Here is a 13,236-nt window from a genome sequence, read left to right on the forward strand (position 1 = left end):
AATGCAATGGGGTCCTCGCGCAAGCGGGGACCCCATTTTGCTAAGTGCGCGCCCGCGCCAAGATTCGCGCCAGGCATTCCTGGCACAGGCGCTGCGCCGTCGCGGCATCGGCCGCCTCGGCGTAGCAGCGCAGTTCCGGCGCGTTGCCGGACGGGCGCAGGTGCACGATGTCGCCACTGCCAAACGTGACCCGCAGGCCGTCGGTGGTGTCCACCTGCGTTACCGCGCCCGCCCCCGGCGCCATCACGGCGGCCATGGCGTCGCGGTCTTCCTGTAGCGCGGCGACCAGGGCGACACTTGCGCTGGTGGGAAACTCCTGCAGGCGGTCGCTGTGGGTGAAGCGCGCCGGCAAGCCGCGCGCCAGCTCGGACAGGCGGCAACCGCGCTGGCGCGCCATGGTTAGCAGAGCGAGCATCGGCAGCACCGCGTCGCGCGTGGGCAGCGCCGCCAGGCGCTTGCCGCCCTGGCTGATGTCGCTGCCCAGCAGGAAGCCGCCATTGGCTTCATATCCGGTGACGATGCCGCCCTGCGCCGCCTGCGCCTGCTCCATGCCGGCGATCACATAGGGCGAGCCGATGCGGGTGCGCAGCACCTGGCCGAAGGCGCCGCACTTCTCCACCGCGGTGTTGCTGCTGACCGGAGTGACGACGACATCGGCGTGCAGGAATTGCGCGCACAGGACGCCGACCATGTCGCCGCGAAACCATGCGCCGGTCTCGTCGCCGATCAGCGGGCGGTCGGCGTCGCCGTCGGTCGAGACGATCGCGTCGAACCGGTGCTCGGCGGCCCACTGCCTGCCGCGCGCGACGTCGTCCGCGCCGACCGCTTCGGTATCGATCGGCACGAAGGTGTCGGCGCGGCCGAGCGCCAGCACCTCGGCGCCCAGCGCCGCGAGGATGGCGCGCAGCACGTCGCGCCCGGCGCTGCTGTGCTCGTAGACGGCCACGCGCATGCCGCGCAGGCTGCCCGGCTCGAAGAACCCCGTATAGCGCTCCAGGTAAGCCGCTTGCGCGCGCGGGTCGGGCGCCGGCAGGCTGGCCGGCGCGACCTGGTCGGGGACCGTCAACACCGCGTGCAGCATCGCCTGTTCGTCGGCCTTGCTGATTTCGCCGCTCGCGCTGTAGAACTTCAGGCCGTTGCGGTCGAACGGGATATGGCTGCCGGTCACCACCAGCACAGGCGCGCCCAGCGTGCGGCCGAACGAGGCCAGCGCAGGCGTCGGCAGCGCGCCCGCATACAGCACTTCGACGCCAAGGTCGGCCAGCGCGGCGGCGCAGGCGCCCGCCATCGCCGGGCTGCTCGGACGCAGGTCGTGGCCGATGACGGCGCGCTTGCCCGTCCCCACCGCCTGCCAGAACGCCGCGGTGTAGGCGTAGCACACTTCCGGGGTCATCTGGGCCACCAGGCCCCGCGCGCCGCTGGTGCCGAAGGCCACCCCGGTGCTGCGCATCATGTCGGCGATGTTGATTTTTTTCAAAATGTTCTCCGAGAGGTGGCCGGCCGGTGGCCGGGTTGCCGTTTGCTTAGTACGATCCGCGCCAGGACACGCCGATTTCCTTCGGCCCCGGATTGATCGACAGGAAGGAACCGCGGTTTTCGCGCTGCGACTGCCACAGCCAGCTGCCGATCGCATAGCCGACCAGGCCGCCGGCCACGGTATCGGAGACGAAGTGCTGGCGCGCCGCCACCCTGCCCGCCGAACTGAGCGCGGCCAGGCCGTACAGCCACGGCGCATCGTATTCCTGGGCGAACGGCGTGACGGCGGCAAACGCCACCGCGCTGTGGCCGGACGGGAACGATGCCTCCGAACGCTTGCCGCCGGTGTGCGCCCACGATCCCAGCTCTTCGCCGGGACGGGCGCGGCCGACGGCGTACTTGCCCACCGTCGTCACGCCGATGGCGCCGGCCACCGACTCGAGCGAGATCAGGCCGATGTTCTGCGCGCGCTGGTCGCCGAACGCGAACGCGGCGCCGGCGGCGCCCACCAGCGCGATCGGCGCAGCCTTGCCGAAATTGCCCCAGCCGCGCATCACGGCGTTTTCCTGGTGCCGCTTGACGAAGCGGTCGGCCGGCTTGTCCAGCGCCGCGCTGGCCAGCACCGCGCCGGTCCCCAGCGCGCCGCCCTTGATCCACACGGGCAGGGTCGGCGACGAAGCGGCGGCCTGGTCCAGGCGCAGGCGAAATACCGGCCACGGGCTGCTCAGCGGCTTCGGGTCCATGTACAGCGCGGCGAGCGCCTGCTCGTCGGGACGCTCGCCCAGGTTGCCCAGGCCGTCGGCGATCGACATGTCGCGGCGCGGCTTTTCGATCATCTCGTACAGGTCGCCCGGCGTGGCCACCAGCTGGCCGACGTCGCGCGTCCATGGCGAGACCGCGAGCATGGCGCTGGCCTGGGTGTCCGCCAGCAGCATGCTGTTGAGCGAGATGTTCAGGAACACGCCCTTGTCGTTGTAGGGATTGGCCGGCGAGCCCGGATTGGTGATGTCCTTGCCGTTGGTCCTGGTGTACCAGGCGCCCAGTTCGATGCCCGACAGGAAGCGGCGCTTGAATTCCATCCGCACGCCCGCGTCCCTGGCCAGGAAGCGCCCGGCGCGCGCGGTGACGGTGATGTCCGACGGCAGGCGGTAATGCAGGGCGCCGAGGGCGGTGACGGTGCGATAGTCGCGCGCGTCGAACCAGCCGCGCACGCCGCGCTGCTGCAGCGCGTCGACCGTCAGGTCGGCGGCCCAGCGCGCGTCGTTCGGCGCATACAACAGTTGGCCGCCGGCGCCGCGGTACATCTCTTCGTAAAAGCCGCCGGACAGCCGGCCGTACCAGTTCGGCGCCGGCATCGCGTACTGGTTGAGCATCAGCTTGTTGAGCTTGATCCGCGAACCGCGCTTGTACTCGGCAATGTCGGTGCGCACGTGCGGCAGCAGGCTGTTCGACGGCTGGGTCACGCCGGAGACGGTTTCGATCACCTTGGCGGTCAGGCCGCCGTTCAGGTACAGGCCGGTCGCCAGGCGCCGGTCGTAATTGGCGGCCGCGTCCACTTCGTAGCGCAGCGCGCCGCTCGGATCGTTGAAGAACAGGCCCAGCTTGGGCGCGATGCGCATGCGGTTGCTCTCGCGGTCTTCCGAGCGCAGCTGGATGGCGTTGCCGTCGTGGCCGACATCGACGCCGATCGGCACGTCCTCGTTCAGGCCGGCCAGCATGCCGGGCTGGTCGGCGGTGGCGAGCCGGTCGTCCGGCGTGCCCTGGCGCACCAGCACGGTCTTCAGGAATGCCTCGCGGTCGATCGTGCCGCCCAGGTAGTAGCTGAGCGCATACAGATCCTGGAATTCGTAGGTGGCGACCGGCTGCTCGTTCTTGGTATAGGTGATGTGCAGGCCGCGCGTGCCGGCCGGCGCGAACGCCAGCGCCGTGCGGCTGGCGCGCCCGACCGCGCGCCCCAGGTTGGAGATGCGGTTATTGGTCAGCGTCATCTTGAGGATGCCGCCGTCGAGCTCGACCCGGATGTTCTTGAAGTCCTGCCGCGCCAGCGCCTGCACCAGCGCGGCGCCCGGCTTGCCGTCCTTCTGCCACGCGGCCATCGAGGCGCGCGGCGGCGCGTCCTTCTGTTCGAATGCCTTGGGCTCGCGCAGTTTCGGCAGGAATTCGCGCTGGGCGAACGGAATCGAGACGTAGGCGTTGGCGCTGAAATGGTCGCTGTGGCGGGCAATCTGGGCGCCCAGCCAGCCGCGGTGATATTCCAGGCCCACCACCGGGCCGGCCTTGCGCTGGCCGGCGAAGGTTTGCCCGGCGCGGAAATCGCGCGCGTAATCGATGGCGTCGTATTCGGCCACCACCGACCAGTTTGGTGCTTGCGCCGGGGTCCAGCGCGCGCCGGCGAACACGCCGTCCGGCCGCCGCCGCCCGACACCGGCGGAGAGCTCCAGGTTCTTCGCCGCGCCGAAAGTCTTCGTGGCCACCACGTACTGGCCCTTGAACAGCTCGGTGCCCTGCAGGTCGGTCGCCCCGACCGCCACTTGCGGCAGCCAGGCCGTCTCGCTCCACAGGCGCACCTTGGCGTCGAACACCTTGTCCTTGAACCGTCCGTAATTGCTGCCGTACTGGCCCGGCACGCTGGAAAAGCCGGCGACGCCGCTGATCGACACGTAGCGCGCGCCGACCTGGAGGAAAGGAAGGATGGTGGCGCTGGTCCAGATCGCGCCGTAAGGATTGTCGTAACTGTAGCCCGTGCTGAAGGTGCCGTCCTGTTCGACCGAGGCGTTGGGCATATTGATGTAGCCCGACTGGCCGTTCAGGCTGGGGGTGGCGGCGCCGGCTTGGGCGGCGCCGAACACCACACAGCCGCACCACGTGATTTTGATGGTATTGCGCAGGAACGTAAGCAAGGAATTGGTCCAGATTGTCAGCGCCCTCGCCCGCCGCTGGCGGCAGGAGACGGCAGGTGGGGGCCGCGACTTGGCGGGGCCGGAAAGTGCGTTATTCTAGCAGCAATGTTTGCGCCCGCACTCCGCTCGGCAGTGCGGGCCCGTTCCTGGACGACGTCAAGCTTGTGGAGGCCGCATGCAGCAAGCTTATTCGGCTTCCTGGTACCGGTCCGCGTGGGCGATCCCGCGCTCGGAGGCCATGCGCCGGGCGCCGCTGCGCACCGAAACGGACGGCGCGGGCGCCTTGGGGATCATCGGAATGATGTTGCCGTGCCGGGCCGGCAGCGCGGCGCCGGCGTCCTCCTTGATTGCGGCCTTCTGCTTGCGCACGCGGCTCGACGAGGCGACCAGGAAGTAGCACGTCAGGTAGATCATGAAGCTGAACAGGCCGCACAGGGCCAGTGCGCTGTTACGGCTGGCAAACTGCACCGAAAACGCCGCCGGGATCGCCGCGATCGTCCACGAGATCGGCGACACCGACGCGTTGCGCAGGTCGGCGCGGGCGTTCGGGAACAGACGCGCCGACACGGCGACGTTGATCAGGCTGTGCAGATGGTGGCTGTCCGGCTGGCCGGGATGGGTCCTGGCCCACACGCGGCGCGCAATGGTAAACACGGTTTCGAAGATCGGATAGGCGCAGGCCAGCAGCGGGGCCCAGGCGGAGACGCCGGGGTTGCGGTAGGCCAGCGTGACGGCCAGCCAGGCCAGGATGAAGCCGAGCAGGTAGGCGCCGCCGTCGCCGAGGAACAGCTTGCCGAACGGGAAGTTCACCATCAGGAAGCCGACGGTGACGGCGCCGACGATGAAGCACAGCTTTGCCAGCTCGACGTCGCCGCAGTTTTGCGCGATCAGGCCCAGGGCCACCAGGCAGATGGTGACGGTGCCGCCGGCTAGGCCGTTGAAGCCGTCGATGATGTTGACCGAATTGGCCACGCCGCCGACCGCAAAGGCGGTAAACAGCACCGAGAACGGCACCCAGGCCAGGGCGAAATCGACGCCGACGATACCGGTATGGGTGACGCTGGCGCCGGTCAGCGCCCAGGCCAGCATGCCGCTGGCCATGGTGGCGACCAGCCGGGTGCGCACCGAGACGCGCTTAGTCAGGTCTTCGGCCACGCCGAAACAAAAAGCCGGCAGGCCGGCGATCAGGATCGGGCCGAACACATCCTGCAGGGCGTCGTCGGACGCCAGCCAGGCAATCATCAGGCCGAGGAAAATCGCGACGCCGCCGATACGGGGGGTCGGTTCGATGTGGAATTTCTGTACGCCCGCGGTGCCGTCGAGCGTGAATTTGCCATGCCAGCGCGTCGTCACTACCAGGCCGATCGAACAGAGGAACGCCCCAAGCAATCCCAACACCCAACCGATATTTTCAGACGAAGACAGGTTCATAAACAACTTCAGGGCCAAGTTAAGCTTTCGTATTTTTTAAAACAGCTACAAGGCGAGATTTTAACATGAAGCAATTTGCCCACCCAAACATTAAGGCAATTGAAACAGGGTTTTGTGGCGCGCAGCATACTAAACACCACATTACAAATTGTGACAATTTCCCTAAAGATTCAGACAATTACCCCCTCGGTTGTGCGAAGCAACTAAATGGAGCGCTGTCCACTTGCTGAAACGACAAATCTTGTTCTCAGCTTGGAACGGTTATTCCCGCGCAGGGCAAAATACGATCGCCAGGCACCAGATATCGACCGGGGGGCACGGCACAATTACGCCCGCCGGACGAGCGCGCCAGGCGAGCTCGGCGGCGATCCGGCGAACACGCACCGGCGGCGTGCGGGTAGCTTTCGATACGACGCGGTTACGCAGTCAGTGTGCACGATGCGTCCGCATCGACCTTCGGGAAGGTGTCGATAATCTTTCTTAGGTTTGAAAGATACCGTACAGCCGCATCACCGCCCTCTTCCGGCGCCCAGGGCGCCAGCTCCTTCGCAGCATCCGGCCTGAACGGCCCCGCCTTCAGCTCGAGCAAAACCGCACCCGGTGTCAGTGCAACGATCGTGTGCCAAGTGCCCGGCGGCAGATCGGCGCCGGTATTGCCGCCGAACTTTTCCGACCCCAGCTTGATGACCTTCTGGACACCCCCGTCATCATCGAACAACACCAAACCGAACTGCCCCTTGATCGCGATGAGAGTTTCCGCTTTGGGATCGAGTGAATGACGGTGCGGACGGATGTAACTCTCAGGTTCAATTGCGTTCAGAAAGCGCTGGGACGGATCAAGATAATCTTGATGGATATTGTGGTGCTGCCTTGTCCTTGGCGACTTCCGCGCCTGGTTGATAAGGCCGCTCAGTAGCTCCGGCGAAAATACTGTGATGTTCATTTTTCTGACCTAATGCGCAAACAATTTTTGACACCGCGGCCTCCGCGGAAAACATCTTAGCGGCAAGTCGAGTGCATCGGATTTGAATTTCCGGCTCCTTTTCGATTTGCTCGACTAATTGTTCAGCCAAGGCCGCGAAATGAGCGGGATCACCACCGGTATAGGCCGATCCAATGCGCTCGCCGTTGATCAAACCAATCAGATCGTTCCCTGGGTTGATACACGCCAGCACTGGGAGCGCAGACTGCATATACGACAGGAATTTCCCGGGAATATTATGGCTTTTATGCCGCGGATCGAGCGCAACCAGACCAACATGGCATTGCGCATACAGACCCGGAATTTCGTCTGGATCAATTTCGTCGGCAAATACGACATTGTCGAGTTCACGCTGCACTGCCACACCGCGCAAACGCGCAACATCGCTGCCCCGGCCGACGAACAGAAAACCGATATCGGCACGTTCTTGCAAGCGCTCCGCCAACTCGAGCAATACGTCGACGCCTTGCGCCACTCCCATATTGCCGGCATATACGAAAATCTTCCGGCCCTTCAACGCGGTGTCGGACACATTAATGCTGCAACCGGCATCCGCGCCCTCCGCCAACCAATTGTGCAGCACCTCGAGGCGCTGCACCGAACGATCGCCGACGTTCGCGAAATAATCGAGATTACCCGGGCTCTGTACGCCGATTATGTCGGCCACGGAATACTGATAATTCGCGACAGCCTTGAAAAATCGATACGGCAGCCCGCGCCCCATTAATCCCATGTCGACGGCCCATTCGGGAAAGATATCCCGAATGATCAGGTAACTCGGACAAGCGCTGGTAGTCTTGAGCATCTTGACGAGCGGGCCGAGAAAAATCGACGGCGAATACCACGTTACCCCATCGAAGCGCTGGCCGGCCAGCGGCGACCTGCGCAAATTACGCAGCATGGCAAACGGCATCAGCAGTTCACCGATGGTGCGGCGCAAATAGCCGACATCTTTGGTTTTCGGCGTGCGCAAGCGGAGCACCTGCACCCCATCGATAGATTCGAGCTGCCAATCCTTCTGAAGGTCGGGTGACGCGATCATTGCGGTCACTTCGTGCCCCTGACGCACCAGTTCCCGCGCCAGGTCGCGCAGCTGTACGGCGCCTGACGAACGCAGCGGCGGAAATACGTCCGCAACTAGGGCAATACGCATGACGGCGCGGCCTCCGAAAGCTTCAGCCGGACCGCCTGCAAGACGGCGCAGCGCTTCGCAGCTGGGGAAAAAGATACAAAATTCGACTGCATTTGCATCTGCTTACACTGGCTTGGACCAAACGGTCCGGTTGACATAATCGATGTAGCTCAGCACGATGCGCAGCACTTTTTTCGAGACCGCGCCGCCTTCGTAATCGAGTACCGGCGGCATCACTTGCCTGGTTCTATCGTATTGCGAGGTGATCACGCGTACCGCGTCAAGCACGCTGGCTTTCTTCAGTCCGCTCATGATCAAGGTACCCGCATCCATTCCTTCGGGGCGCTCGTGGGCGTTGCGGATCGTAATAGCAGGCAAGTTGAGCAGCGAGCTTTCTTCGGTAATCGTGCCGCTGTCGGAGATCACGCACAATGCTTCCTGCTGCAGCTTGATGTAATCGCAGAAGCCAAATGGCTTGAGGAATTGAATGTGTGCGTTCAGCTCGCCCAACTCCAGCGCGTCCAGACGCTTCTTGGTGCGCGGGTGCGTCGATACGATCACGGGCACGTCGTACTGCTCGGCCAGTGCATTGAGCGTTTCGATCATGTCGACCAGATTCTCGGGGCTGTCGACATTCTCCTCGCGGTGTGCGCTGACAATGAAAAATTTGTCCGTCTTCAGGCCCATTCGCTCCAGCACATCGGACTTGGCGATTTTGTCCTTGTAGAACTGCAGCACTTCATGCATGTGCGAGCCGGTCTTGATAATCGTTTCCGACGGAATGCCTTCCGCGATCAGGTAACGGCGCGCGTGCTCCGTGAGCACCATGTTGATGTCGCTCAGATGGTCAAGCACCTTGCGGTTCAGCTCTTCCGGAACGCGCTGGTCGAAGCAGCGGTTGCCGGCTTCCATGTGAAAGACTGGGATCTTGCGCCGTTTTGCCGCCAGCACTGCCAGGCAGGAATTGGTATCGCCGTAGAGCATCAATGCGTCCGGCTTCTCCAGTTCCATCACGGCGTCGGCCTTTTCGATCACACGAGCGATGGTCTGCGCGACGTTGTCGCCCACGGCTTCCAGGAAGTGATCCGGCTTACGAATGCCCAGATCGTCGAAAAAAACCTGGTTCAGTTCGAAATCGTAATTCTGGCCGGTATGCACCAGCACGTGCTCGGTGTGCTCATCGAACTCCGCGATGACGCGGCTCATTTTGATCAGCTCGGGGCGCGTCCCGACGATGGTCATGACCTTACGCATTTAATTCTTCCTTGATGTAGTCGAGGTTCAACAGCAGCTGTTTGATCTGTTCGACATTCAGGCGATGCGTGTTGTGCGAGGTGTAGTCGTCGAGCTCGGAGATTTCCTTTTCGCCTTCGCTAAAATATTTCGCGTAGTTGAGGTCGCGATTGTCCGCAGGAATGCGGTAGTAGCCGCCCATGTCGGTGGCGTGAGCCATTTCCTCGCGCGAAATCAGCGATTCGTACAATTTCTCGCCGTGGCGGGTACCGATAATCTTGACTTCGCCTTCCTTGCTGAAGAGCTCCTTGACCGCCTGGGCCAGATCGGCCACCGTCGAGGCAGGCGCCTTCTGAACGAAAATATCGCCCTGTTTGCCGTGCTCGTATGCGTACAGCACCAGGTCGACGGAGTCTTCCAGCGACATCAGGAAGCGGGTCATGTTCGGGTCGGTCACCGTCAAGGGCTTGCCTTCACGCAGCTGGTTGACAAACAGTGGAATGACCGAGCCGCGCGACGCCATCACGTTGCCGTAACGCGTAGCGCAAAACACCGTCTCGCCTTCCAACTGCATGCGCGACTTGGAGACCATCAGCTTTTCCGCCATCGCCTTCGAGATACCCATCGCATTGATCGGATACACAGCCTTGTCGGTGCTGAGCACGACTACGCGTTTGACGCCGTTCGCGGTGGCGGCGTTCATGACGTTCTCGGTGCCGAGCACATTGGTACGCACCGCCTCCATCGGATAGAACTCGCACGAAGGGACCTGCTTCAACGCCGCTGCGTGGAATACATAATCGACGCCCTTCATCGCCTGATGCACGCTCGCATAGTCGCGCACGTCGCCGATGTAGAACTTCAGCTTGCTGTTGTTCATTGCAATGCGCATCTCTTCCTGCTTCTTTTCGTCGCGGCTAAAGATGCGGATTTCGCGCACATCCGTTTTCAAAAAGCGCTTCAGCACCGTGTTACCGAACGAGCCGGTGCCGCCGGTGATCATCAAAACTTTATTAGCAAACATAGCTATTCCTACCTTATTTAAATTTGAACATCTTTTCAACGAGCGCGGGCCAGCTCGGCGGGGCGTACCCCGTTGCTTCCTTAAAGCGGTCAGCATTCAAGGAACGGTCCAGTACGAACTGGTCTTGCGGCACGATTTCGATATCCTTCTGATACACAGCAGCCACCAGCTTGAGCAATTCGAACTTGGAAATCGGATCGGCGGCGACGTGGTACAAGCCGTGCAGTTCCGGCCGCGGCAACACGACGTCGCGGATAATGTGCGCCAGCTCGATGGTCGGAAAACCCGAGAAGATCGCTTTGGTGAATCCGTTTACGGTACCGCTCTGCGACAGGAACCAGCCGACCAGTCCATTTGCGCTGCCGAGCTCGTGGCCGATGATCGACGTGCGCAGCGTGACGGCGTGCGGATAGTCCACTTCGCCAAGGTATTTCGAACGGCCATACAAGTCTTCGGCGTCGGATGGATCCGATTCACGATAATTTCCCTTGGTTCCGGCGAACACGCAATCGGTGCTGACGTGCACGAGACGTGCGCCAACGATTTCGCACAGTCGCGCCAAACGGTGTGGCAACAGCGCATTGATGGGAATCGCTTGGAGCGGGTCGTTCGCGACGGCCAGTTGCTTGATGAGGCCGATGCAATTGATAACCACTTGCGGCTTCACCTTCGCGAACAGCAACGCCAGCGAATCGGCGTTATCGACATCGGTGCCGACCACGATGTTCTTCGCCAGCTCTGGGCCGAATGCGCTACGCACCGCGCCGCTGCGCGCCGAACCAAACACCTCATGTTCGGGCGACTCGGAAAACAGCCTGAACACGGCATTGCCCAGCATGCCGGAAACGCCTAAAACCAAAACTTTCATCGTCATTCCCTATACAAAAAATAATCTTTTACAAATCTGGCTCAGCAAGAAGCCGGAAACACTCGCCGTCAGCGACCTTGGCGAAATATTCTTACCCGGCGCTACTCGGAATAAAACGCACGCCAGGAAGGAACCAAGGCATCGAGCGAATGCATCGACTCCGCCCACTGCCGGATCCGTTGCGATCGGGCTTGATACTCGGCGGGTGACCAGTTGGCGACCTGGTTCAGCGCCGCACTGATTGCCCCTGCCCCCGTGCCGCAAAGGACCCCGCCGCTGTCGGCGATGTCGAATAGGCCGGTATATGGCGTCGTGACAACGGGCCGCGCCAGCAAAGCCGCTTCGATATTCACCAGCCCGGGGGCCTCCGAGTACGAGGGCAAACAAAACACATAGCAGCTCGCGTACAGCGCCGGGCGCAGATCGCCATATACCGGACTTTCAACCAGTACCCGGTCTCGCACTCCGGCCGCGGCAATAGCATTACTTATCGCGTCCATGAAGGCCACGTCACTGCTGGGCCCGACCAGGCGCAAGCGCCATTCCGGAGCCAGCCGCGATTGCGCAAATCCTTCTATCAGGTCGAGCACGCCCTTCCTCGGGTCGAGGCGGCCGACAAACAAAATGTCCTTGAACTTGCCGGCGCCGGCGCCAGCGCCAGCGCCGGCATCATTGTCGCGCCAGGAGAAAAAAATCGGATCGATGATATGCGGAATCAGATTGACCTTTTTCGCCAGCCAGGGATTGCGCAGAAACTCGAGGCGCTCGTTCTCGCTGGACACGTGCACCTTATACGCTGACCGCAAAATCGCTTTTCCGACTATCGACTGGTAGAGCTGTTTCTTCAGGCGCTTCGCGAACGAGTCCGCACGCAGTATTGTCGACAGCAACTGGCCATGCGTCGTGACCACATATTTCGTTCCGCTCAGTTTGCAGCAGAGACAAATGGCAATAAAAGAAAGATTCCACAGGCCATGCACGTGCACGAAATCATATTCGTGCGCGAGGATCGCGCGGAAAAATGCCAACTTCCTGCCGAGACTGGCGAAAAAACCCGCGCCCTTAAGGTGACGAACCATACCGGTATCGGAAGCCGAGGCATCCGCCTTCATGGCGGTCGCAGCGAAGCCGACTGTATAGCCCATCGATTCCTGTAGCACCGCCAGTGACTTCACCGCCGCCGGCAGCCCACCACCCGCGCCTGCCAGCGATTCGATCACATGAATAATTTTCATTTTCGCCAACCTGCGTTACCCCAATAAAATGCTTGCCAGAACTACCGTGCTCACTTGATCCGATAGTAGCGGAACATCGAAAACAGCGTGCCTGCCACGCGCTTCAGGTTTCTCAACGAAAGCGCATGCGCGCCTCCGAACCGAAGCGAATCGACCAGACGATTGACTGAAGTCCCGTAGCGGCCAGAGCGTAGATGCAGACAGGCCGAATACACATACGCGGCAGCCATGGCCTTGGTTCGGCTCAGCCCAGGCGTTGCCATCATCTTCTCGAACAGGTCCGCCATCGAGGCGATGGACTCATCGGACTTCTGAATGCTCGACTGCGCAAAAGTCTGCGAACCGGTATGTACCCGGAAACCGGCCAATTCCTCGTCGACCCGGATGAATTTTGCCCGGGCGCCGATGCGGATCCAGAAGTCATAATCCGGAATCTGCCGCAACTCGGTATTCCAGCCTCCGCTCGACTCAAACAGGCTGCGGCTGAATATGGCGCCAGGGCCGATCGGACAATTGAAATTGTGCACCATATCTGCGTAGCCAAGAAAAACCGTGTTCTTGGTCTTGATCGTGGCGCCGTTCTGATCGATCAAGCGGTAGGCGCCGAAAATCACGGAATCCTGGCCGTCATACTCCTCAACCAGGCGTTCTATCGCACGCGGGTCGAGCAGGTCGTCCGAACTGAGATAGGCCAGCAGTTCACCATTCGACATGCGCCAGCCCTTGTTGAGCGTGCGCGCCTGCCCCATGTTCTCGTGGCGCTCCCAGCGCAGTTGTCCGTCGTATTTCTTCAGGACTTCCGGGGTGCGATCGGACGAGCCGTCGTCAAGGACGATATATTCCAGATTGGGATAAGTCTGGGCCAATACGCTTTGAATCGTCGCGTCGAGATATTCGGCTTGATTGTAAGCCGGCGTGATAATGGATACGAGCGGATATTGTCGGGTAGTCATTA

General features: G+C 62.0%; 10 protein-coding genes. All 10 read right to left on the reverse strand.

Features of this window, described 5'->3' with window-relative positions:
- Nucleotides 1-40: 40 nt before the first annotated feature.
- The gene (locus Q4S45_RS14945) at nucleotides 41-1,477 is read right to left on the reverse strand and encodes a phosphomannomutase (protein WP_305505533.1); all 1,437 of its coding nucleotides are present in this window, start codon (nucleotides 1,475-1,477) and stop codon (nucleotides 41-43) included.
- 46 nt (nucleotides 1,478-1,523) lie between these two features.
- Nucleotides 1,524-4,376: a YjbH domain-containing protein gene (locus Q4S45_RS14950; protein ID WP_305505535.1), complete on the reverse strand. Its 2,853-nt coding sequence runs from the start codon at nucleotides 4,374-4,376 to the stop codon at nucleotides 1,524-1,526.
- Nucleotides 4,377-4,562: 186 nt separating this feature from the next.
- Nucleotides 4,563-5,807, reverse strand: coding sequence for a glycosyltransferase (locus Q4S45_RS14955; protein WP_305505537.1), 1,245 nt, complete (start codon nucleotides 5,805-5,807; stop codon nucleotides 4,563-4,565).
- Between the two features lie 418 nt (nucleotides 5,808-6,225).
- Complete coding sequence (locus Q4S45_RS14960) at nucleotides 6,226-6,750, reverse strand: WbuC family cupin fold metalloprotein (protein WP_305505539.1); 525 nt, start codon at nucleotides 6,748-6,750, stop codon at nucleotides 6,226-6,228.
- A complete protein-coding gene (locus Q4S45_RS14965; RefSeq protein WP_305505541.1) occupies nucleotides 6,644-7,942 on the reverse strand; it encodes a glycosyltransferase family 4 protein in 1,299 nt (432 codons plus the stop codon). The genes Q4S45_RS14960 and Q4S45_RS14965 overlap by 107 nt, the downstream gene beginning before the upstream one ends.
- 102 nt (nucleotides 7,943-8,044) lie before the next feature.
- Nucleotides 8,045-9,175, reverse strand: coding sequence for a non-hydrolyzing UDP-N-acetylglucosamine 2-epimerase (wecB, locus tag Q4S45_RS14970; RefSeq protein ID WP_305505543.1), 1,131 nt, complete (start codon nucleotides 9,173-9,175; stop codon nucleotides 8,045-8,047).
- On the reverse strand, nucleotides 9,168-10,178 hold the full coding sequence (locus Q4S45_RS14975) for a nucleoside-diphosphate sugar epimerase/dehydratase (RefSeq protein ID WP_305505544.1): 1,011 nt from the start codon (nucleotides 10,176-10,178) through the stop codon (nucleotides 9,168-9,170). Before Q4S45_RS14975 ends, wecB begins: the two co-directional genes overlap by 8 nt.
- A gap of 13 nt (nucleotides 10,179-10,191) precedes the next feature.
- Complete coding sequence (locus tag Q4S45_RS14980; RefSeq protein ID WP_305505545.1) at nucleotides 10,192-11,046, reverse strand: SDR family oxidoreductase; 855 nt, start codon at nucleotides 11,044-11,046, stop codon at nucleotides 10,192-10,194.
- 101 nt (nucleotides 11,047-11,147) lie between these two features.
- Nucleotides 11,148-12,281, reverse strand: a complete 1,134-nt coding sequence (locus Q4S45_RS14985) for a glycosyltransferase (RefSeq protein WP_305505547.1) — start codon at nucleotides 12,279-12,281, stop codon at nucleotides 11,148-11,150.
- 50 nt (nucleotides 12,282-12,331) lie between these two features.
- Nucleotides 12,332-13,234, reverse strand: a complete 903-nt coding sequence (locus Q4S45_RS14990; RefSeq protein WP_305505549.1) for a glycosyltransferase — start codon at nucleotides 13,232-13,234, stop codon at nucleotides 12,332-12,334.
- Nucleotides 13,235-13,236 lie beyond the last annotated feature (2 nt).

Origin of the sequence: Massilia sp. R2A-15 (assembly GCF_030704305.1) — a bacterium.
GTDB lineage: Bacteria > Pseudomonadota > Gammaproteobacteria > Burkholderiales > Burkholderiaceae_D > JAFCUW01.